We start from the raw sequence: 19,508 nt of genomic DNA, 5'->3' as shown, positions 1-19,508 counted from the left end.
CGCCGACTCAGGTGTCCGGCATCACGTACTTCGCGGGAGCGGGATTCACGTGCCCGCACTGCGTGCAGGTGCGGTGCTGGCGCGAGGAATAGAAACGGTCGAACACCGGCGGGAAGTCCGTCTCGATGTTCCGTAGCGTGAAGAACTCCTCGTACAGCTTGTGGTTGCAGCGTTCGCAGAACCAGAGCAGTCCGTCGAGTTCGTGCGGCAAGCGCTTGCGTTCGATCACCAGCCCCACCGAATCCGGCATGCGTTGCGGCGAATGCGGCACGCGCGGCGGCAACAGGAAGATCTCGCCGGCCTTGATGGGGATGTCGCGCACCACACGGCCTTCTTCATACGTGTCCTGGACACGCAGGACCATCTCGCCTTCCAGCTGGTAGAACCACTCGGCGCCTTCGTCCCAGTGATAGTCGGTGCGCTGGTTGGGGCCTCCCACCACCATCACTATGAAGTCGCCGACGTAGATCACCTTGTTGCCGACCGGCGGCTTGAGCAGGTGGCGATGCTCCTCGATCCAGGCCTGCAGGTTGATGGGCGAGGGCAGCATGGCTTACTCCGGCTGGGCACCGCGCAACGCGGCGATGCACTTGAGTTCGATCGCGATGGGCGTGGGCAGCGCAGTGATGCCCAGCGTGGTGCGGCACGGCGCGGTGTCGATGTCGGGGAAGAACTCGGCCCAGACGGCGTTGTATGCCTTGAAGTCGTGGTCCATGTCGGTGAGGTACACCGTCACGTCGACCAGGTCCTCCCACCGGGCGCCGCTGGCCTCCAGCACGGTGCGCACGTTGGCGAACACCGCGCGCGTCTGCGCCTCGATGTCGTAGCTGATCAGGCGGCCCTGCGCGTCGTGCACGTTGCCGACGATGGCGTTGCTGCGCGGATCGCGCGGGCCGATGCCGGACAGGAACAGCAGGTTGCCCACGCGCCGGGCATGCGGGTACTGGCCGACGGGCCGGGGCGCCTCGCTGGCACGGATCACGTCGTTCATCGTGGCGAGTCCCCGCCGTAGCCGTTCACGCGCTTCACCGCGGCCCGGTACTGGCCGTCGAGCGCCTCGTACGAGGCCACGTCGATGCCCATGTCGTGCACCAGGCCGTTGCGCAGGCTGTACACCCAGCCATGCACCGACAGTTCTTGCCCGCGCGACCACGCATCGCGCACGATGTTGGTCAGGCAGACGTTCTGCACCTGCTCGATCACGTTGAGCTCGCACAGGCGGTCGTGGCGCTCGCCGGCCTGCGCATGCCCGATGCAGGTGCAGTGCTTGTCGGCGACGTCGGACACGTGGCGCAACCAGTTGTCGGCCAGGCCCACGCGCGTGCCGTGCAGCGCGGCGTGCACGCCGCCGCAACCGTAATGGCCGACGACGAGGATGCGCTTGACCTTGAGTACGTCCACCGCGAACTGGATCACCGACAGGCAGTTGAGGTCGGTATGCACCACCACGTTGGCGATGTTGCGGTGGACGAACACCTCGCCCGGCGCCATGTCGATGATCTGGTTGGCGGGCACGCGCGAATCGGAGCATCCGATCCACAGGTATTCCGGGGCCTGCTGCAGCGAAAGGCGCTTGAAGAAGTCCGGGTCCTCGCGCTGGATGCGCTCGGACCATTCGCGGTTTTTCTCGAGGAGGTCGGTGAGGGGGCTTGTCGTCATGTTTCAGTCCAGTTGCAGTCCGACGTTCTTCGCGTCGGTGAAGAATCGCATCGCCTCGAAGCCTCCTTCGCGGCCGAGGCCCGACGCGCCCGAGCCGCCGAACGGCGTGCGCAGGTCGCGTTGCAGCCAGGTGTTGATCCACACCATGCCGCTGCGCAGTTGCGCGGCGAAGCGGTGCGCGCGGCGCAGGTCGCGCGTCCACACGGACGCGGCCAGGCCGTAGTCGCCGGCGTTCGCCAGCGCCAGGGCTTCGTCGTCGCTGTCGAACGCCTGCAGCGTGACAACGGGGCCGAAGATTTCCTCGCGATTGCTCGCGCAATCCGGACCGAGGCCTTCGATCACCGTGGGCGCGACGAACCAGCCGGGCCGGTCGAGCGCATGGCCGCCGCACAGCACCTTGCCGCCCTCGTCACGCGCGCGCTGCAGCGCCGCCATCACCTTGTCGTAGTGCGGCTTCGACACCAGCGGACCCAGCTGGTTGTCCTCGTCGATCGGATCGCCCACGCGCAACTGCCGGGCACGTTCGACCAGTGCGTCGCGGAACTCCGCGTGGATGCGGCGCTCGACCAGCATGCGCGATCCGCACAGGCAGATCTGGCCGGAATTCTGGAACGCCGAGCGCACCAGCGTGTCGAGATGGTCGCGCCAGTCGCTGTCGGCGAACACCAGGGTCGGGTTCTTGCCGCCCAACTCCAGCGATACCTTCTTCAGCAGCGGACCGGCCAGCCCGGCGATGCGCCGGCCCACCGCCGTGCTGCCGGTGAAGGACACGGCCTTGACGCGCGGATCGGCCACCAGCGGCTCGCCGACGTCCGGCCCCAGTCCGTGCACGATGTTGAGCACGCCCTTTGGGAATCCGATCTGCGCGGCCAGTTCGCCAAGCATCGTCGCGGTCACCGGGGTCACCTCCGACGGCTTGGCCACCACGGTGTTGCCGGCAGCCAGCGCGGGCGCGATCTTCCAGGTGAACAGGTACAGCGGCAGGTTCCAGGGCGAGATCGTCGCCACGACGCCCAGCGGCTGCCGAAGCGTGTAGTTGAGGCCCGCCTGGCCGTGGTGCGACTCGCTGGCGAACTGCGTGGCCGCGTGTGCGAAGAAGCGCAGGTTGCTGATCGCACGCGGGATCTCGGCCTCGCGTGCCAGCTTGATCGGCTTGCCGCCGTCGCGCGATTCGGCATGGGCGAAGTCGTCGAGCTTCGCTTCCAGCGCGTCGGCGAGCTTCTCCAGCCAGCGCGCGCGCTCGCTGTTGGGCAGCGCGGACCACGACGGGAATGCGTCCTGCGCGGCGACGATGGCCGCTTCCACGTCGGCGGCATCGCCCAGTGCGACTTCGGCGAACGGCTTGCCGAGCGCAGGATCGAAAACCTCACCCCACCGGCCCGATGCGGGCTCGCGTGACTCACCGGCTATGAAGTGGCGAAGGCGCATCCGGCTAGCTTAACAGCGCGGGTGTGGCGTGCTGGCGGGTATGGTGTGGCTGCGGACGAATCCCCCTCGATCCCCCTTTTTCAAAGGGGAGGAACAGCAGGGGCGCCTGACTTGGCCGCAGGGCAGGCCTCGCGGCACGTTCATTTCGATGCAGCGCCGCTCCTGCTGTTCTCCCACCCTTGGAAGGCGTTCTCCCTCCTTTGGAAAAGGAGGGCCGGGGAGGATTGGCTTTCGCCGGAACAGGCAGCCGATTCTGGTACGCCCTACAGCGACCGCGTCCGCCCGCCGTCCACGGGCAGGTTCACGCCGGTGATGTACGAGGCCGCCGGCGAGCACAGGAAGGCGATGGCCGCTGCGGTTTCCTGCGGCCGTGCGAAGCGGCGCATCGGGATCTCCGACACCATCTTCTCGAACACCTCTTCGCGGCTGCGGCCGGTCTTGCTGGCGGTGTTGTCGATGATCTGTTCGATGCGCGGCGTCTCGGTGGAGCCGGGCAGCACGTTGTTGACGGTGATGCCCTTGGGCGCCAGTTCGGTGGCCAGGGTCTTGGCCCAGCTGGCCACCGCCCAGCGCGTGGTATTGGACACGCCCAGCCCCTGCAGCGGTTCCTTCACCGAGGTGGAAATGACGTTGACGATGCGCCCGTAACCGTCGCGCTCCATGCCGGGGATCACCGTCTCGGCGAGCACGTGGTTGGCGATGAGGTGCTGCCGGTACGCCGCCTCGAACGCGGCGATGTCCGCGCCATGTACCGTGCCCGGCGGCGGGCCGCCGCTGTTGTTGACCAGGATGTGCACGGGCGTCGCGCTCACCAGCGCCTGTGCCTTCGCGCGCAGCGCCTCGGTGTCGGCGCTGTCGGCGGCGATCCAGCCGTGGGTCTGGCCCTTGTGCGTGGGAAGCGACGCGGCGAGTTCGCGCAGGCGTTCCTCGCGCCGCGCCAGCAACGTGACGTTGGCGCCCAGTTCCGCCAGCGCCTGCGCCGTGGCCAGGCCGATGCCCTGGCTGGCGCCGCACACCAGGGCGTGCTTTCCGGTGAGATCGAGGTCCACGTCAGTCTCCTTTCGGTGTGGCGATCATGCGGTCGCGCATCAGCGCGGCGACCTCGCGGCCTGCTTCGCGCGATTGCGCGCCCAGTTGCGCCGCAACCGCTTCGCGGTTCGGCATCGGGTGGTTCTGGCTGAGCTTGAACTTCAGCGCGATCGATTCGGCCACGAAGCGGAAACCGACGATGCCGCGCAGTTGCCGGCGATGGTCGTCGCGCTCGAATTCGAAACGCCAGTCGCCGCCGACGGTCGCCTCGTGATCGACGCTCAGGCCATCGACCATCTGCGCCAGCGCTGCCTCGTCTTCGAACGTGTGCAGCGTGCCGCGCAGGTGCGCGACGGCGTAGTTCCACGTCGGTACGCGCGCGGCCGCTTCCTTGTCGGGATACCAGCCTGGCGACACGTAGGCATGCGGGCCGTGGAAGATCGCCAGCGCGGGGCCGGCGTGCGTGGCCTGCGGATTGGGGCGTGCCCAGTGGCCGACCAGTTCGACCTGGTCGCCGTCGCGGCGGTACAGCACCGGCAGGTGGCTGACGACGGGCTCACCGTCGCGCACGGTGATCAGGGTGATGAAACGGTCGCGCTGGGCCAGGCGATCGAGCGCGTCCAGGTCCGATTCGGCGAAGGCACGCGGCAGGTACATGGCGGCGCCCCGTCAGTGCCGTGAAGACAACTGCTGCACCATCTGCGGCCGCAGCACGTCGGCATCCTCGCCTTCCGGCGCGGTCAGCTCGTCCAGCGTGAAGCCGCGCTCGCGCGCGTCGTCGTCATCCAGACCGTCGAGGGCGACGAATTCCGCGTCCATCAGCGCGGCGCGCGCGCTGTCCTGGCTGTCGTACGGCTGCATGACGCCGTCGCTGTCCAGCACTTCGGCGGTGCCGGCCTCCAGCACGCGCAGGCGCGCCCAGATCACCGTGCGGCCGATGGTGGCCAGCCACCACTCGTCGTGGGCGTTGTCGTCGTTCATCCGATCACCACTGCTGCAAGCCAGAGGAGGGCGGCGCACACCAGGCCGACGATGATCGTCAGCAGCGAGATGCGTGCCGGGTTGGCCAGGCCGTTGAGATTGCCGTCGTTGGCATTGAGATAACCCCGTCGCAACAGCCAGCCCCAGGCCGACGGCCGCGCGAACGCGCCTTCGCCCAGTTGCGACTGCAACTGCGGATGGCGGTCGCGGATATGCACCAGCGACAGTGGCCAGAAGATCACGAACGCGCAGAAGCCGGCGATGGCGACGGCGACGAACAGCAGGGAGAAGAACAGGATCATGAGGCGAGGGACGAGTTGAGAGAAACGAGAAACGAGAGGCGGGAACGACAAGGGTGAGCTCGCCGAAGCGGCGCTTTCACTCGTTTCTCGCTCTTAGAATTCCGCATGCCCCGGCGCGCGCGGGTAGGGGATGGCGTCGCGGATGTTGCTCAGGCCGCACACGTACACCACCAGGCGCTCGAAGCCCAGGCCGAAGCCCGCGTGCGGCACGGTGCCGTAGCGGCGGAAGTCGCGGTACCAGCCGTAGTGGGCCGGATCCAGGCCGAACTGCGCCATGCGCGCGTCCAGCATGTCCAGACGCTCCTCGCGCTGGCTGCCGCCGATGATCTCGCCGATGCCTGGGGCCAGCACGTCCATCGCGGCAACGGTCTTGCCGTCGTCGTTCAGGCGCATGTAGAAGGCCTTGATGTGCTCGGGGTAGTTGGTGACCACGACCGGGCGGCCGACATGTTCCTCGGTAAGCCAGCGCTCGTGCTCGGTCTGCAGGTCCAGGCCCCATTCGACCGGGAAGTCGAACTTCCTGTCGGCGTTCTGCAGCAGCTTGATCGCATCGGTGTACTCGATGCGCTCGAACGGCGCGTTGACGAACGACTCAAGCCGCGTGATCGCGTCCTTCTGCACGCGCTCGGCGATGAATGCCATGTCGTCGGCGCGCTCGTCCAGCACCGCGCGGAACAGGTACTTGAGGAACTCCTCGGCGACGCGCGCGTCCTCGGCCAGGTCGGCGAACGCGATTTCCGGCTCGACCATCCAGAATTCGGCCAGATGGCGCGTGGTGTTGCTGTTCTCGGCGCGGAAGGTCGGCCCGAACGTGTAGACCTTGCTCAGCGAAAGCGCGTACGCCTCGACGTTGAGCTGGCCCGACACGGTCAGGAAGGTTTCCTTGCCGAAGAAGTCGCGGCTGAAGTCGATCTCGCCCTTCTCGCCGCGTGGCAGGTTGGCCATGTCCAGCGTCGAGACGCGGAACATCTGCCCGGCGCCCTCGGCGTCGGAGGTGGTGATGATCGGCGTGGAGATCCAGTAGTAGCCGTTCTCGTGGAAATAACGGTGCACCGCCTTGGCCAGGCAGTCGCGGATGCGGGTGACCGCGCCGAAGAGGTTGGTGCGCGGGCGCAGGTGCGCGACCTCGCGCAGGAACTCCAGCGAATGCGCCTTGGGCTGGATGGGGTAGGTTTCCGGATCCTCGACCCAGCCCACCACTTCCAGCCGGCTGGCTTGGATCTCGAATGCCTGGCCCTGGCCCTGCGAGGCCACCAGCGTGCCGGTCGCGATGACGGCGCAGCCGGCGGTGAGGCGCTTCACCTCGGATTCGTAATTGGCAAGCTCGGCCGGCGCCACCACCTGGATGGGGGCGAAACAGGAACCGTCGCTGACGTTGACGAAGCTGAGCCCGGCCTTGGAATCGCGCCGCGTGCGCACCCAGCCACGGACCGTGACTTCGCCGCCCGCCGGGATCTTGCCCGCGAGCGCCTGTTCGACGCTGACCACCGTCATGCCTTGAATCCTTGCCCTTCGGGCCAATTAAGGGAAAGGCCGGAGTTTACCGAAGCCCCGGCACAGCGTCGCTATAATTCACCGCGTCCAGTTCGCCGATACAACGCCGGAGTCATTCATGGCCGTCACCCTCGCTCCTGCCGCTCTCGCCCGCGTCCAGCGCTATCTCGTCGAATCCCCCGACGCGATCGGTCTGCGCTTCGGCGTGACCCGCACGGGCTGCTCGGGCTGGCAGTACAAGGCCGACCTGGCGCGTTCGCAGGATGCCGGCGACACGGTGTTCGAGCAGGACGGCGTGCGCATCTACGTCGACGCGCTGAGCCTGCCGCTGGTCGAGGGCACGGTGATCGATCTGGTCAAGCAGCGGCTGGGCGAGCAGTTCCTGTTCCGCAATCCCAACGTGACGGCCGAGTGTGGCTGCGGCGAAAGCTTCACGACCAAGGCCGACGCCGCCTGAGGCGGCGCTCCCGCGACGACACTGCCTGTCGTACGTCCCGGCGCATGGCCGGGACGACGATCGCGTCGTTGCTCAGGGCAGCTTGGCGCGCAGGGCGACGTTGACCCGGTTCCACGAATTGATGACGCCGACCGCGAAGGTCAGCTCGGCGATGCCGCGTTCGTCAAAGTGCGGCAGCAGCGCTTCGTAGACATGATCCGGCACGTCGCCGGATTCCAGTTTCGTCAGCGTTTCGGCCCACTGCAACGCGGCGCGCTCGCGGGCGTCGAACATCGAGCTGTCGCGCCATCCGGCCAGCGTGTCGAGCTTGCGCTGGTCTTCGCCGCCCTTGCGCAGCGCCGTGGCGTGCATGTCCAGGCAATAGGCGCAACCGTTGATCTGCGACACGCGCAGGAAAACGAGTTCGGTCAGTTGCGGCCCCAGGCTGCCATCGTGCAGCAGCATGCTCAGCTTCACCTGGGCCTGGAAGGCGTCCTTGGCGTGGACGGTGTAATCGATGCGCGGGGTGTGTGCGGTGTTGCTCATGTCGTGCTTCCTCTCTGCGGCCACCATGGCCGCGTTATCAGGAAGACGGGGCAGTGTGCTGGTTCGTGACAGCGTCCGCGAACGGAATCTGGCGAATTCGCGCGCACACGTACAACGCAGTGATCCATCCGCGACACCGGAACGCTGCAGTCAGTGCAGGCCGCTCAGCTTGTCCGGATTGCGCAGCGACAGCAGTTCGAGGATGTGTTCGCCGTCGCTCACGGCGACGGTCACGGTGCTCAGCTCGCCGTCGACGTAACCGAGGATGGCCGGCTCGCCATTGACTGTTCCCAGCCGCCAGTCGGTGTAGGTGGCGCGACGGGCCACGGCCCAGTACAGCCGCGCGATGCGGTCGGCGCCGAGCAGCGGCCGGATCACGGCGCGGGCCTTGCCACCACCGTCGCTGACCAACTGCGCGTTGGCATCGAGCAGGCCGACGATGGCGCTGCGGTCGCCCAGGCGCGCGGCATGCATGAAGCGCTCGAGCAGGCGGCGGTGTTTCTCCGGCTCGACCTCGAATCGCGGGCGTCCGGCCTGCAGCCGTTCGCGGGCGCGGTGGACCATCTGCCGGCAGTTCGCCTCGGTGCGCTCCAGCAGTTCGGCGATCTGGTCGTAGTCGTAGTCGAACGCCTCCTTCAGCAGGAACGCCGCGCGCTCCTCCGGGCCCAGGCGTTCCAGCACGGCCAGGAAGGCCAGCGAGACCTGCTCGGCCAGCTCGGTGCGGCGCTCGGGATTGGGCGCCTCGTCCATCGCGAGAGGTTCGGGCAGCCAGGGGCCGGGGTAGGCGGTGCGCTCCTGGCGCGCCGCGCGGAGCCGGTCGATGCCCAGCCGCGTGGTCGCGGTGACCAGCCAGGCCTCCGGGTCGCGGATCGCGGTGCGGTCGGTCTGGTGCCAGCGCAGCCAAGCATCCTGCACCACGTCCTCGGCCTCGCTGCGGCTGCCCAGCAGGCGGTAGGCCAGTCCGAACAGGCGCGGACGGTGGGCTTCGAAGGTCGTTTCGGGCGGCGTTTCGGGCGGAATTGGAGTGTTCATGCGGCCAGGACGGGACAGGCCGTCGCATTGTGACAGCCGGGTGGGCGGGGCCGTTTGGCCTAAAATGGAGGGCTCCATCCGCGACCCCTCCGGCAGCCGTGACCCCAGCAGTGATCAAGCAGGAAGACTTCATCCAGAGCGTCGCCGACGCGCTGCAGTACATCAGCTACTACCACCCGGTCGATTACATCCAGAACCTCGCCAGGGCCTACGAGCGCGAGGAGTCGCCGGCGGCGAAGGACGCCATCGCCCAGATCCTGATCAACTCGCGCATGTGCGCCGAGGGTCATCGCCCGATCTGCCAGGACACCGGCATCGTCACCGTCTTCCTCGAGATCGGCATGGACGTGCGCTGGGGCGACGCCACGATGGGCGTGGAGGACATGGTCAACGAGGGCGTGCGCCGGGCCTACAACCATCCCGACAACAAGCTGCGCGCCAGTGTGCTGGCCGACCCGGCCGGCAAGCGCACCAACACGAAGGACAACACCCCGGCGGTGGTCAACGTGAAGGTGGTGCCGGGCAATACGGTGGACGTGATCGTCGCCGCGAAGGGCGGCGGCTCGGAAGCCAAGTCGAAGTTCGCGATGCTCAACCCGTCCGACTCCATCGTCGACTGGGTGCTCAAGACCGTGCCGACCATGGGCGCCGGCTGGTGCCCGCCCGGCATGCTGGGCATCGGCATCGGCGGCACCGCCGAGAAGGCGATGCTGCTGGCCAAGGAAGCGCTGATGGAGCCCATCGACATCACCGAGCTGCAGCAGCGTGGCGCGTCGAACCGTGCGGAAGAGCTGCGCCTGGAACTGTACGAGAAGGTCAACGCGCTGGGCATCGGTGCGCAGGGCCTGGGCGGCCTGACCACGGTGCTCGACATCAAGGTCAAGGATTACCCGACCCACGCGGCCAACCTGCCGGTGGCGATGATCCCGAACTGCGCCGCCACGCGGCATGCGCACTTCACGCTGGATGGCAGCGGCCCGGTCATGCTCGACCCGCCGTCGCTCGCCGACTGGCCGGAGCTGACCTACGACGCGTCCAAGGGCCGTCGCGTCAACCTCGACACGCTGACGAAGGAAGAGGTCGCTTCGTGGAAGCCCGGCGAGGTGCTGCTGCTCAACGGCAAGCTGCTGACCGGCCGCGACGCCGCGCACAAGCGCATGGTCGACATGCTCAACAAGGGCGAGCCGCTGCCGGTGGACCTGCGCGGCCGCTTCATCTACTACGTCGGCCCGGTGGATCCGGTGCGCGATGAGGTGGTCGGCCCGGCCGGCCCCACCACGGCCACGCGCATGGACAAGTTCACCGAGCAGGTGCTGGCCCAGACCGGCCTGCTGGGCATGGTTGGCAAGGCCGAGCGCGGCCCGGCGGCGATCGAGGCCATCCGCAAGCATCAGTCGGCCTACCTGATGGCGGTCGGCGGCGCGGCGTACCTGGTGTCCAAGGCGATCAAGGCGGCCAAGGTCGTCGGCTTCGCCGACCTGGGCATGGAAGCGATCTACGAATTCGAAGTGCAGGACATGCCCGTCACTGTGGCGGTCGATTCGAGCGGCGAATCCGTGCACAGGACTGGCCCGCGCGAATGGCAGGCACGCATCGGCAAGATTCCAGTGGTGGTGGAGTAAGCGCGTCACGCGTCGTTAAACGCCTGTGCTCAGCCCCTCTCCCGCCGGGAGAGGGGCTGGAGTGAGGGCGGCGAAGCGGGAAGCTGCGGCAGAGGCAAGTGACGCACTCCACGCACGTGGGCTGGCCTGCGCCGGGATGACTGCGAGGCTTATTGCCGCTACAGCCTCGCCACCAGCGCCGCCAGCATCCGCCGCGTGTCCTCACGCAACAGATAGGCCTGCGCCATCGACTCCAGTGCGGCGATGTTGGTGGCGCTGACGTCGTCCAGATCGTCCAGCCCGGTCAGCAGTTCGGCCTGCATGCGGAAGTAGCCGTCGCCCACCAGATGGTGCGCGATGTAATCCACCGCATCGGTGTTGCCGTCGAACAGCACGTCGATGATCGGGATCGCCCATTCCACCGCGCCCCATTCCTGCGCGGACTTGAGGTCGATGGGGCGGCTGCGTTCACCGGTACCCACCGACAGCACCACCAGGTTCTGCGCGCCATCCACGCGCGCGTCCTTGCGAAGCGCTTCGGCGATGGCGCAGGCCGTCGGATTGTTGGCCACCACGCCGCCGTCGATCATCGCGCGCTTGCGGCCTTCCACCGTCATCGGATGCGCCGGGAAATACGTCGGCGCCGCGGACGAGGCCCGGCAGATTTCCCACATCGGCAGATGCGCGTGTTCGGGCTTGAAGCTCTTGAACACGATGGGCTTGCGCGCGATGGTGTCGTAGCTGGTCACCAGCAGCGGCTTCTTCGCGTCGCCCAGCGTGGCCGTGCCAAAGACCTTCTTCAGCACCCTCTCCAATCCCTTCGCGTCATAGCGCGGCGCCGACACGCCCTGGGTGAACAGCCGCCCGGCGCGCGACCACAGGCGCCCGGCCATGCCGGGGAAGATGGTGTGGCGGTGTTCCCGATAGAACTGCGCCAGTTGCGCGGGGGTGAAACCCAGCGATACCCCGCAGGCCACCATGGCGCCTGTCGAGCTGCCTGCCAGCAGGTCGAAATTGTGCAGCAAGCCGGGCTTGCCGCCCTGGGCGAGGGCATCCTCGACCCCGGACAACCACACGCAGCTGACCAGGCCACGGATGCCGCCTCCGTCCAGCGAAAGGATGCGGCGCATCTTCATGGTGGCGTCGGCCTGCATGCGATCTCCAGCGGATGGCGATCGCCATGATCCGCCACGGGCATCGCACAGGCTGCGACCCCGGGCACGGACCGGAGGTCCGGTCCTGCAGAGCGCAGGTGGCCGGTCAGTACCACTCCAGCAGCGAGATGCCCAGGCCGATGTAGGTGGCCCGGTGGTTGTAATCGATCAGGCTTTCGCCGTAGCCGTCGAAGATCTGCAGGTGGCCGCGAAGGCTGTTGTGGATGGGGAAGCCCCAGTCGAACTGCACCGCGCCATGTGAGCGGTCTCCACCACGCAGTGAATGCCGGCCCATCAGCGAGAACTGGTGCCCGCCGCGCACGTACACCAGCGTGGCATCGCCACGGCCGACGTAGTCCTCGATGTCGCGGTTGTTGTCGTCGGCGGCGCTTTCGTTGACGCGCCACCACGGCCGCACCGTCAGCGCCCAGTTCTCACGATCCAGTCCGATCATGCCGACCACGCGGTTCCAACTGCGCGAGAGCGGATCGGCGCGACCGTTGGACTGATGGTTGACGCCGATGCCGAGCAGCCGGCCGTTCCAGCCGCCTAAGTGGTAGTTGTTGCGGAAGGTGAGCATCACCTCCGGCTCGTAATTGGTCTCGCGGAACGGGCGCGAGGTCTCCGGGCTGTAGACCTGCCAGCGCGAGCTCTGCGTGTAGGCCAGCCACAGGTCGCCGTTGTCGCCGAAGATGTTCTCCCACGCCTTGGTCTTGAAGCTGAGCTGGAACTTCGCTTCCAGCGAGTCGACCGGGATCGGCTCGCTGACCGTGTTGTTGGGATTGGGGGACGTCGGCGTTTCGTTCGGGTCGCTGCTCCAGAACGCGGGCAGCAGGTACACCGGCTTGTACGCGCGGAAGTTGAAGATGCCGAGCTTGGAGTCCTTCGCCAGCTCCCAGCGGCTGTCCAGCAGCGAACCCTTGCCGGCGTTGGCGATGGCCGCATCGAGCGGTTCCTCGTGCGGGTACAGCTCGCCACCGGCCCGCGGCGCGGCCGCTTCCGCTGTGGCGGGCACCACTTCTTCGGCAAGCTCCAGGTTCTTCTGGATCGCCTTGGCCTCCCTGGCCGCGATGTCGGCCTGGCGCGTGGCGCCGGGCGCGCGACCCAGCGCCGCGTCGTAGCAGGCCAGCCGCTCGGCGTCGACGTTGATGGAAAGGCAGGCCTCGGGTGTGGCCGGCGTTGCGGGCGCCTGTGCTGCAACGCCGCAGGGCATCGCGGCAAGGGCGATCAATAAGGTGTTGTGGCGCAGGTGCGCGTTCGGAATTGCGAAGGAACAGGCGGACGGCATGTGCGACTCGTGAGGTGGGGATCACAGGGCCGGAGTGTGGCATCCACAGTCCGGCTTGTTCATGAAAGATGTGCGGTCAGAAGAACCAGGCGAAGGCGAACAGTCCCAGCATCGCGAAGGCCAGCCCCAGCTTGAGCACCACGCCGAAGACGATGCCCAGCCACGTGCCGAAGCCCACCTTGGCGGCGCGGCGCAGCTCCCGGGCATGGATCAGTTCCCCGCCGAGCGCGCCGACGAACGGACCGGCAAACAGCCCGATCGGAGCGAAGAACAGGCCGGCGAACGTGCCTACCACGGCACCGATCACGGCGAGGCGGCTGGCGCCGACGCGCTTGGCACCCATGGCCGTGGCGAGCAGGTCCACCGCGAAGGAAACCACGGTCAGAAGACCCAGGATCACGAGCACCACCCAGCCGACCTGCTGGAAGTCGCCGGCCCAGGCGGCAAGCAGCATGCCGACGAAAACCAGGGGCAGTCCGGGCAGGGCGGGGAGGATCACTCCGGCGATGCCGACCAGGATCAGGAGGGCGGCCAAAATGTAGTAAAGAGGCTGTGGATCCATGCCGATTTCTCGTCCGTCGGGCGGCCACTTTGCCCGGATTGCATTTTCACCCAGCGCGGGGTACCGTGCGGGCGCTGTGTTTGCTTGGGTCACCGTGAATCGTGGCCCGATGCGGTTGATCATCGATCGCTACATCGTTGCACCTCGCTTCCTCCTTGCAACCAGCACGTGGCGCAAGTCGCGTTTTCAACCAGCAACGTTCCAAGGAGCAAGTCAACAATGTCGAACCGTGAAACCGGTACCGTCAAGTGGTTCAACGATGCCAAGGGCTTCGGCTTCATCAGCCGCGAGAACGGCGAAGACGTGTTCGTGCATTTCCGCGCGATCCAGACCCAGGGCTTCAAGAGCCTGAAGGAAGGCCAGAAGGTTTCCTTCACCGTCGTGCAGGGCCAGAAGGGTCTGCAGGCGGACGCCGTCCAGCCGCTCTGATCCAAGACCAGCTGATTCGGCTGCGCCTCGTGCGCGGCCACTGAAAAACCCGGCCTTGCGCCGGGTTTTTCTTTTGTGTTCCAGGTTGCGTATCGGCTCGTATCGGTTGATGTCTTTTTTCAAAGCGGCTCGTGACACGGGTGACCGCCCGTCGCATCAACGTGCATGCGACTGCGTTATAGCGCTGTGCGGTTGCGCCGCCTTCCATCATCGCTACGCTGCAGATGACGGCGGATTCGTACGACACGCCGCTGCCGCCATGAAGAAAACGAAACGGCCCGCAGATGCGGGCCGTTTCGAACGTGCAGCACCGAAGTGGATTACTGCGCCCACGCCCGGCCGTTGTAGACGCGCACATACGAACCTTCGCGCAGGCCGCCGAGGTCGTTCTGCGTCACGACCGTGGTGCGTCCGTCGTTCATGCGTACGTACACGTTGTACTGCGCGCCGGTCCGGTTCTTCTGGATCGCGTTGCCGGCCAGGGCACCGCCCACCGCGCCCGCGGCCGCCGCGACATTCTGGTTGCCCTCGCTGCCGCCGGTATGGCGCGAGATCTCGTGACCGGCAACGGCACCGACGATGCCGCCGAGCACCGCGCCGGTCGCGCTGGGCGCACTGCTGCCGGTGGTGACCTGCTCGATGCGCGTCACCGTGCCGCAGTCATAGCACGTGGAGCTGCCGCCATAGCTGCTGCCGCCGTACGACGGTGCCGGAGCGCTGCTGTAGCCGGGCGACGTGGCGCAACCGGCCAGCGCGATCGTGGCAGCCGCGGCGACACCGAGCAGGCGGACATTCTGGATGTTCATGCGTGACTCCTCTGATGGAGATGGCAGGCGGCGGTTCGTGTCCGTCGCCACGCGCTCACGCTAGTCCGGCCCAGGTGAACCGGCCATCAACATTCGGGCCGGCAAAAGCCGGCCCGATGCTTGTGTTCAGCAGTGAGGAGGCGGCGTGATCAGCCGCGGAAATCCTGATGGCATGCCTTGCAGGCTTCACCGATATCGCTGGCCGTGGTGCCGACGCCCGCGCAGTTGAGTGGCGGACTTGCGAGTGCAGCGTCGAGTCGCGCTCGCATCCGACTGGCGTGCTCGGCGAATCGCTTGTCGTCGCGCAGGTCGGGAAAGGCCTGTTCCAGGTCATCGGCCAGCGCGCGCAGCGTGCGCAGGTTCGGAAGGATGTCGGTGGCCGCGCAACGGTTCTGCTCCACCTTCGACTTCAGCTGGCCGAGGTGCCACTGCTGAACGTGCATCACGCTGTCGGGGAAGTGGTCCTTGCGCGCCTGGATGGCGCGCATGGCCATCACGGTGGCGATGACGCCCAGCACGAGGCCGATGAGAAACAGGAAGAGGTACTTCGTCGCGTTGCTGCTGCGCGTATTGCTGGGCTGGGTATTCATGCCTGGCCTCCATCCAAGGTGCGCAGCACGATAGCACGCGCGTGTAGGCAGCCGTCCCCGTGCCGGGCCTTACAATATCGGCATGAGTACTGCAGAAGACCTGGATCCGGCCTGGCTCGAACGCTTTGCTGGTGTCGATCGACTCTATGGCGCCGGCACGGTGGCACAGCTCGCGTCGCGCCGCGTGGCCGTGGTGGGCATGGGCGGTGTCGGCTCGTGGGTGGCCGAAGCGCTGGCCCGCACCGCCGTCGGACATCTCACCCTGATCGATGCGGACGACCTGTGCGTGTCCAACACCAATCGCCAGCTGCCGGCGCTGGCCGGCCAGTACGGTCGCGTCAAGGTCGAGGCGATGGCCGAGCGTTGCCGCGCCATCAATCCGCAGATCACGGTCGAGGCCATCGCGAGTTTCGTCACGCCTACCAACCTGGACGAAATGCTCGATCGCGGTTTCGACCTGGTGATCGATGCCTGCGACAGCTTCCGCAGCAAGGTCACGATGGCGGCGTGGTGCCGGCGCCGAAAACTGCCATTGATAGTGGTCGGTTCTGCCGGCGGTCGCACCGATCCGACGCTGGTGCGTGTTCGCGATCTTTCCCGCACCGAACACGATGCCATGCTCGCGCTGGTGCGCAAGAAACTGCGCGGCGAGTTCAACTTCCCCAAGAATCCCGACCGGTACTTCGGCATCTCCGCGATCTATTCGCTGGAGAACGTGAAGTATCCGCAGCCCGACGGCACGGTCTGTGGAATCCGGCCACAGGTTTCCGGCGATGCCGCGCTCAAGCTCGACTGTGGCGCCGGTCTTGGTGCGGCCACGCACATCACCGGCACGTTCGCTTTCGCCGCGGTCGGCCGCGCACTGGAACTGTTGCTGAAAGGAAAGAAGGCGGGCTGAAGCGTCAGGCCAGGCCGAACAGCCGCTTCGCGTTCGCCGAGGTAACTTCGGCGACGTGCTCTTCGGAGTCGCCCCGCAGCTGGGCGATGGTGCGCAGCACTTGCGTCAGCCGTGCGGGTTCGTTGCGCTGTCCGCGGATGCTGGAATCCGGCTGGTCCGGTGCATCGGTTTCCAGCAGCAGATGCTCCAGCGGCATCGAGGCGACGATCCGTCGCAGCCGCCTGGCGCGTTCGTATGTGACCGGCCCGCCGAGGCCGATCAGGAAACCCGCGCGCCACAATTGGGACGCCTGCTCCTCGCTGCCGGAAAAGCTGTGCACCACACCGCGGAGTCCGTTGACGCGGCGGATCGCGGCGATCACCGCATCCACCGCACGGCGCGCGTGCACGATGACCGGCAGGTCGAATTCGCGCGCATGCTCCAGCTGTCCTTCGAAGAGGAACTGCTGGCGCTGCTTGTCGAGTCCCTCTACGAAGTAATCCAGCCCGCATTCGCCGACTGCGACGGGGCGTTCCTGCTGCAGCCATTCGCGCAGCTGCGCCAGATGTTCGTCCCGGTGCGAGTCCAGGAACATCGGGTGCAGGCCGTAAGCCGGATGCAGGCCTTCGCCTGTGCGACAGATGTCGCGCAGCTTCGGCCACCCCTGCGCATCGATGGCGGGGATGATCTGGTGGGCAACGCCGGCCTCGCGCGCGCGCGCGATCACTTCCTTGCGGTCGGGATCGAACTCGCCCGCGTCCAGGTGGCAATGGCTGTCGACCAGCATGCTCAGCGTTGCTGTGGCGGTGAAAGCGGTTCCTTGCGCTTTTTCCAGCTCGCCAGCAGCAACGTGCCCATGCCGAGCAGCAATTCGTCGGCCAGCGGCACCAGGTCCGGCACGACCAGATCGATCAGGAACAGGGCCGCGGTCACCATGAAGAGGCGGGGGAAGCTCAGCCTCCCGAGGAAGCCGAGCAGCGGGGCGGTGAGTGGGCTGGGCATGGCGGATGCACTTTGACGGCGGTCTCAATGACGCTAACACGGTGCCGCCAACCAGTTCACAGTGGCGACAGCTTGATGTTAAAAAATCGGCGGCCGTTCAGCTTTCCAGTGGTCGAATGGCGCCATCCACCAACCGCCGGCGCGACCCGCCGCAGAGGCTCCGAATGAACAAGAACATGCTCGCCGTTGCTCTGGCTTCGCTGCTCGTCGGCGGTGTCGCCGTCGCCGCGTACAACAGCTTCAGCGGTAACAAGGCCGGTGCCGACGTCGCCGGCGAGGCGGTCCCGGGCCAGGACGGCGACATCGCCGCCGACGGCGCGATCGACGCCGGCAAGGTCGAATACGCCGACGTGCTGAACGTCAAGCCGATCTCCGAGAAGGAAAAGCTGTACGCGACGGTCATCGGCACCGATGCGATCCGCGAGACCAGCACCACCTCCACGCCGCGCGAAGTGTGCGAGGACGTGGTTGTGCAGGAACGCGCTCCGGAACGCGACGGCAACGTCGGCGGTACGGTGGCTGGTGCCGTCATCGGCGGCCTGCTCGGCAACCAGGTCGGCGGCGGCAACGGCAAGAAGGCCGCGACCGTGGGCGGCGCGGTGGCCGGTGGCTTCATCGGCAACCAGATCGACAAGCGCCACGTCGGCGGCAAGGTCACCAGCCGCACCGAGCGTCAGTGCCACACCGTGTCGTCCACTTCGGAGTCCTCGCGCGTGGTCGGCTACAACGTGACCTACCGCAATACGGACGGCACGACCGGCACCATGCGTACCGACAGCAAGCCGGGCAATCGCATCCTGCTGGGCGAGGAAGACAAGGTGACCGGTTACGATGTGACCTATCGCTACGATGGCACCGAGCAGACCATCCGCATGGAGGATCGCCCGGTCGCCAACCGCCTGCCCGTGATCGACGGCCAGGTGGTCACGCAGACCGCATCGGCCGCCACGGACAACACCCGCGGCTGATCCAGGCGCGAAACGCAACCCGAAACGGGGCCGGAGCGATCCGGTCCCGTTTTTCTTTGCGGGCTCGCTGGAGGTGCAAGCGTTTACGCGGCCTTACCCCCGCTGCGCACGCCCCGTACAATGACGCTCTTTCCCCAGTCGAGTGCGCCATGGCCCTGCATCCGTACGACCTCTACGATGTCCGCTCCCTGCTCAGCGAAGAGGAGCGCGCCGTACAGGACACGGTGGCCCGGTTCACCGACGAACGCGTGATCCCGATCATCGGCGACGCGTTCGACCAGGGGCGCTTTCCGAAGGAACTGGTCGGCGAGATCGCCGAACTGGGCCTGCTGGGCTCGTCGCTGCCGGAGAAGTACGGCTGCGCCGGCCTCAACGCCGTCAGCTACGGCCTGATCTGCCAGGAACTGGAGCGTGGCGACAGCGGCATCCGCAGCTTCGTCAGCGTGCAGTCCTCGCTGTGCATGTACCCCATCTACGCTTACGGCAGCGAGGAGCAGCGCCAGCGCTGGCTGCCGGACATGGCCGCGGGCAAGGTCATCGGCTGCTTCGGCTTGACCGAGCCGCATGGCGGTTCTGATCCGGCCAACATGAAGACCAATGCGCGCCGTGACGGTGGCGACTGGATCCTCAACGGCTCCAAGATGTGGATCACCAACGGCAACCTGGCCGACATCGCCATCGTCTGGGCGCAGACCGATGAGGGCATCCAGGGCTTCGTCGTCGAGAAGGGCACGCCCGGCTTCGCGGCGCAGGAAATCAAGCACAAGATGAGCCTGCGCGCCTCGGTGACCAGTTCGTTGTTCTTCGACAACGTGCGCGTGCCCGATGCCAACCGCCTGCCGAATGTGAAGGGCCTGAAGGGGCCGCTGGGCTGCCTGACGCAGGCGCGCTACGGCATTACGTGGGGCCCGATCGGTGCCGCCATCGCGTGCCTGGACGAAGCGCTGAACTATTCGAAGGAGCGCATCCTGTTCGACCGTCCGGTGGCGGCCACGCAGAGCGCGCAGATCAAGATGGCCGAGATGGCGCGCCGCATCACGCTGGCGCAGCTGCTGGTCGTGCAGCTGGGACGCCTGAAGGACGCCGGCACGATGCAGCCGGCGCAGGTGTCGCTGGCCAAGTGGAACAACTGCCGCATGGCCATCGACATCGCGCGCGAATGCCGCGACCTGCTCGGTGGCGCCGGCATCACCACCGAACACGCCGCTATCCGCCACGCGCTGAACCTGGAATCGGTGATCACCTACGAGGGCACCGAGACCGTGCACCAGCTGGTGATCGGTCGCGAGCTCACCGGCATCAACGCGTTCTGAGCGGGGGCCGG

24 protein-coding genes are annotated in these 19,508 nt (G+C 66.9%); 6 read left to right on the top strand and 18 right to left on the bottom strand.

The annotated features are described in order from the left end of the window. Nucleotides 1-7: 7 nt before the first annotated feature. The 9 genes from VFE83_RS11850 to asnS form a co-directional block, all read right to left on the bottom strand. Nucleotides 8-550 carry a 3-hydroxyanthranilate 3,4-dioxygenase gene (locus tag VFE83_RS11850; RefSeq protein ID WP_324906330.1) on the bottom strand — a complete coding sequence of 181 codons (543 nt, stop codon included), beginning with the start codon at nt 548-550 and terminating at the stop codon, nt 8-10. 3 nt (nt 551-553) lie between these two features. Further along, the gene (locus tag VFE83_RS11845) at nt 554-991 is read right to left on the bottom strand and encodes a RidA family protein (protein WP_324906328.1); all 438 of its coding nucleotides are present in this window, start codon (nt 989-991) and stop codon (nt 554-556) included. Further along, entirely contained in the window at nt 988-1,659 is a 672-nt protein-coding gene (can, locus tag VFE83_RS11840) for a carbonate dehydratase (protein ID WP_324906326.1), read from the bottom strand. The genes VFE83_RS11845 and can overlap by 4 nt, the downstream gene beginning before the upstream one ends. Before the next feature lie 3 nt (nt 1,660-1,662). Next, nucleotides 1,663-3,087, bottom strand: coding sequence for an aldehyde dehydrogenase (locus VFE83_RS11835; RefSeq protein ID WP_324906324.1), 1,425 nt, complete (start codon nt 3,085-3,087; stop codon nt 1,663-1,665). 263 nt (nt 3,088-3,350) lie between these two features. After that, complete coding sequence (locus tag VFE83_RS11830; RefSeq protein WP_324906322.1) at nt 3,351-4,136, bottom strand: SDR family oxidoreductase; 786 nt, start codon at nt 4,134-4,136, stop codon at nt 3,351-3,353. 1 nt (nt 4,137) lies between these two features. After that, nucleotides 4,138-4,773 carry an FMN-binding negative transcriptional regulator gene (locus VFE83_RS11825; RefSeq protein WP_324906320.1) on the bottom strand — a complete coding sequence of 212 codons (636 nt, stop codon included), beginning with the start codon at nt 4,771-4,773 and terminating at the stop codon, nt 4,138-4,140. Nucleotides 4,774-4,785: 12 nt separating this feature from the next. Beyond that, nucleotides 4,786-5,097, bottom strand: a complete 312-nt coding sequence (locus VFE83_RS11820) for a hypothetical protein (protein ID WP_324906318.1) — start codon at nt 5,095-5,097, stop codon at nt 4,786-4,788. Next, a complete protein-coding gene (locus tag VFE83_RS11815) occupies nt 5,094-5,399 on the bottom strand; it encodes a hypothetical protein (RefSeq protein WP_324906316.1) in 306 nt (101 codons plus the stop codon). The genes VFE83_RS11820 and VFE83_RS11815 overlap by 4 nt, the downstream gene beginning before the upstream one ends. A 93-nt stretch (nt 5,400-5,492) precedes the next feature. Beyond that, nucleotides 5,493-6,893, bottom strand: a complete 1,401-nt coding sequence (asnS, locus tag VFE83_RS11810; protein WP_324906314.1) for an asparagine--tRNA ligase — start codon at nt 6,891-6,893, stop codon at nt 5,493-5,495. Between the two features lie 118 nt (nt 6,894-7,011). Here asnS and VFE83_RS11805 point away from each other — a divergent pair, with 118 nt between their 5' ends. Further along, nucleotides 7,012-7,350, top strand: a complete 339-nt coding sequence (locus VFE83_RS11805) for an iron-sulfur cluster assembly accessory protein (RefSeq protein ID WP_324906312.1) — start codon at nt 7,012-7,014, stop codon at nt 7,348-7,350. A 72-nt stretch (nt 7,351-7,422) separates the two neighbouring features. On the opposite strand, the gene VFE83_RS11800 is transcribed toward VFE83_RS11805, so the two are convergent. Together VFE83_RS11800 and VFE83_RS11795 are read right to left on the bottom strand one after the other, a co-directional pair. Continuing rightward, a complete protein-coding gene (locus VFE83_RS11800; RefSeq protein ID WP_324906310.1) occupies nt 7,423-7,875 on the bottom strand; it encodes a carboxymuconolactone decarboxylase family protein in 453 nt (150 codons plus the stop codon). A gap of 150 nt (nt 7,876-8,025) precedes the next feature. Next, on the bottom strand, nt 8,026-8,907 hold the full coding sequence (locus VFE83_RS11795; protein WP_324906308.1) for an RNA polymerase sigma-70 factor: 882 nt from the start codon (nt 8,905-8,907) through the stop codon (nt 8,026-8,028). 110 nt (nt 8,908-9,017) lie between these two features. On the opposite strand from VFE83_RS11795, the gene VFE83_RS11790 reads away from it, so the two are divergent. After that, on the top strand, nt 9,018-10,529 hold the full coding sequence (locus VFE83_RS11790) for a fumarate hydratase (protein WP_324906426.1): 1,512 nt from the start codon (nt 9,018-9,020) through the stop codon (nt 10,527-10,529). Nucleotides 10,530-10,687: 158 nt separating this feature from the next. Here VFE83_RS11790 and VFE83_RS11785 read toward each other — a convergent pair whose 3' ends face one another. From VFE83_RS11785 to VFE83_RS11775, 3 genes are all read right to left on the bottom strand, one after another. Beyond that, a complete protein-coding gene (locus tag VFE83_RS11785; RefSeq protein ID WP_324906306.1) occupies nt 10,688-11,662 on the bottom strand; it encodes a patatin-like phospholipase family protein in 975 nt (324 codons plus the stop codon). Nucleotides 11,663-11,768: 106 nt separating this feature from the next. Further along, nucleotides 11,769-12,950 carry a phospholipase A gene (locus tag VFE83_RS11780; RefSeq protein ID WP_324906304.1) on the bottom strand — a complete coding sequence of 394 codons (1,182 nt, stop codon included), beginning with the start codon at nt 12,948-12,950 and terminating at the stop codon, nt 11,769-11,771. 76 nt (nt 12,951-13,026) lie between these two features. Continuing rightward, complete coding sequence (locus VFE83_RS11775; protein WP_324906424.1) at nt 13,027-13,512, bottom strand: DUF456 domain-containing protein; 486 nt, start codon at nt 13,510-13,512, stop codon at nt 13,027-13,029. 219 nt (nt 13,513-13,731) lie between these two features. On the opposite strand from VFE83_RS11775, the gene VFE83_RS11770 reads away from it, so the two are divergent. Then, nucleotides 13,732-13,941, top strand: coding sequence for a cold-shock protein (locus VFE83_RS11770; RefSeq protein ID WP_283213555.1), 210 nt, complete (start codon nt 13,732-13,734; stop codon nt 13,939-13,941). Nucleotides 13,942-14,261: 320 nt separating this feature from the next. Here VFE83_RS11770 and VFE83_RS11765 read toward each other — a convergent pair whose 3' ends face one another. Then, nucleotides 14,262-14,747: a glycine zipper 2TM domain-containing protein gene (locus VFE83_RS11765; RefSeq protein WP_324906300.1), complete on the bottom strand. Its 486-nt coding sequence runs from the start codon at nt 14,745-14,747 to the stop codon at nt 14,262-14,264. Between the two features lie 149 nt (nt 14,748-14,896). Beyond that, nucleotides 14,897-15,337 carry a hypothetical protein gene (locus VFE83_RS11760; protein WP_324906298.1) on the bottom strand — a complete coding sequence of 147 codons (441 nt, stop codon included), beginning with the start codon at nt 15,335-15,337 and terminating at the stop codon, nt 14,897-14,899. 82 nt (nt 15,338-15,419) lie between these two features. On the opposite strand from VFE83_RS11760, the gene VFE83_RS11755 reads away from it, so the two are divergent. Continuing rightward, complete coding sequence (locus VFE83_RS11755; protein ID WP_414674732.1) at nt 15,420-16,235, top strand: tRNA threonylcarbamoyladenosine dehydratase; 816 nt, start codon at nt 15,420-15,422, stop codon at nt 16,233-16,235. Between the two features lie 4 nt (nt 16,236-16,239). Here the strand turns inward: VFE83_RS11755 and VFE83_RS11750 are convergent, their stop codons facing one another. Beyond that, entirely contained in the window at nt 16,240-17,007 is a 768-nt protein-coding gene (locus VFE83_RS11750) for a TatD family hydrolase (protein WP_324906420.1), read from the bottom strand. Further along, nucleotides 17,004-17,216 carry a DUF6116 family protein gene (locus VFE83_RS11745; protein ID WP_324906418.1) on the bottom strand — a complete coding sequence of 71 codons (213 nt, stop codon included), beginning with the start codon at nt 17,214-17,216 and terminating at the stop codon, nt 17,004-17,006. The genes VFE83_RS11750 and VFE83_RS11745 overlap by 4 nt, the downstream gene beginning before the upstream one ends. A 164-nt stretch (nt 17,217-17,380) precedes the next feature. Here VFE83_RS11745 and VFE83_RS11740 point away from each other — a divergent pair, with 164 nt between their 5' ends. Beyond that, nucleotides 17,381-18,184: a glycine zipper 2TM domain-containing protein gene (locus VFE83_RS11740; RefSeq protein WP_324906296.1), complete on the top strand. Its 804-nt coding sequence runs from the start codon at nt 17,381-17,383 to the stop codon at nt 18,182-18,184. A 149-nt stretch (nt 18,185-18,333) separates the two neighbouring features. After that, on the top strand, nt 18,334-19,497 hold the full coding sequence (locus tag VFE83_RS11735; RefSeq protein WP_324906294.1) for an acyl-CoA dehydrogenase family protein: 1,164 nt from the start codon (nt 18,334-18,336) through the stop codon (nt 19,495-19,497). The last annotated feature ends 11 nt before the right edge of the window (nt 19,498-19,508 follow it).

The organism is Lysobacter sp. (assembly GCF_035655815.1).
GTDB lineage: Bacteria > Pseudomonadota > Gammaproteobacteria > Xanthomonadales > Xanthomonadaceae > Lysobacter_J.
Note: the sequence above shows the minus strand (reverse complement) of the source record. Positions and strands in the feature narration are given on the sequence as shown.

Excerpts from the sequence above, each read along its gene's own strand:
- VFE83_RS11800 (WP_324906310.1), bottom strand. The coding sequence starts at position 7,875 with ATGAGCAACACCGCACACACCCCGCGCATCGATTACACCGTCCACGCC.
- VFE83_RS11795 (WP_324906308.1), bottom strand. The coding sequence starts at position 8,907 with ATGAACACTCCAATTCCGCCCGAAACGCCGCCCGAAACGACCTTCGAA.
- VFE83_RS11780 (WP_324906304.1), bottom strand. The coding sequence starts at position 12,950 with ATGCCGTCCGCCTGTTCCTTCGCAATTCCGAACGCGCACCTGCGCCAC.
- VFE83_RS11835 (WP_324906324.1), bottom strand. The coding sequence starts at position 3,087 with ATGCGCCTTCGCCACTTCATAGCCGGTGAGTCACGCGAGCCCGCATCG.
- VFE83_RS11815 (WP_324906316.1), bottom strand. The coding sequence starts at position 5,399 with ATGATCCTGTTCTTCTCCCTGCTGTTCGTCGCCGTCGCCATCGCCGGC.
- can (WP_324906326.1), bottom strand. The coding sequence starts at position 1,659 with ATGACGACAAGCCCCCTCACCGACCTCCTCGAGAAAAACCGCGAATGG.
- VFE83_RS11850 (WP_324906330.1), bottom strand. The coding sequence starts at position 550 with ATGCTGCCCTCGCCCATCAACCTGCAGGCCTGGATCGAGGAGCATCGC.
- VFE83_RS11765 (WP_324906300.1), bottom strand. The coding sequence starts at position 14,747 with ATGAACATCCAGAATGTCCGCCTGCTCGGTGTCGCCGCGGCTGCCACG.
- asnS (WP_324906314.1), bottom strand. The coding sequence starts at position 6,893 with ATGACGGTGGTCAGCGTCGAACAGGCGCTCGCGGGCAAGATCCCGGCG.
- VFE83_RS11845 (WP_324906328.1), bottom strand. The coding sequence starts at position 991 with ATGAACGACGTGATCCGTGCCAGCGAGGCGCCCCGGCCCGTCGGCCAG.
- VFE83_RS11745 (WP_324906418.1), bottom strand. The coding sequence starts at position 17,216 with ATGCCCAGCCCACTCACCGCCCCGCTGCTCGGCTTCCTCGGGAGGCTG.
- VFE83_RS11775 (WP_324906424.1), bottom strand. The coding sequence starts at position 13,512 with ATGGATCCACAGCCTCTTTACTACATTTTGGCCGCCCTCCTGATCCTG.
- VFE83_RS11825 (WP_324906320.1), bottom strand. The coding sequence starts at position 4,773 with ATGTACCTGCCGCGTGCCTTCGCCGAATCGGACCTGGACGCGCTCGAT.
- VFE83_RS11785 (WP_324906306.1), bottom strand. The coding sequence starts at position 11,662 with ATGCAGGCCGACGCCACCATGAAGATGCGCCGCATCCTTTCGCTGGAC.
- VFE83_RS11755 (WP_414674732.1), top strand. The coding sequence starts at position 15,420 with ATGAGTACTGCAGAAGACCTGGATCCGGCCTGGCTCGAACGCTTTGCT.
- VFE83_RS11805 (WP_324906312.1), top strand. The coding sequence starts at position 7,012 with ATGGCCGTCACCCTCGCTCCTGCCGCTCTCGCCCGCGTCCAGCGCTAT.
- VFE83_RS11735 (WP_324906294.1), top strand. The coding sequence starts at position 18,334 with ATGGCCCTGCATCCGTACGACCTCTACGATGTCCGCTCCCTGCTCAGC.
- VFE83_RS11740 (WP_324906296.1), top strand. The coding sequence starts at position 17,381 with ATGAACAAGAACATGCTCGCCGTTGCTCTGGCTTCGCTGCTCGTCGGC.
- VFE83_RS11770 (WP_283213555.1), top strand. The coding sequence starts at position 13,732 with ATGTCGAACCGTGAAACCGGTACCGTCAAGTGGTTCAACGATGCCAAG.
- VFE83_RS11820 (WP_324906318.1), bottom strand. The coding sequence starts at position 5,097 with ATGAACGACGACAACGCCCACGACGAGTGGTGGCTGGCCACCATCGGC.
- VFE83_RS11760 (WP_324906298.1), bottom strand. The coding sequence starts at position 15,337 with ATGAATACCCAGCCCAGCAATACGCGCAGCAGCAACGCGACGAAGTAC.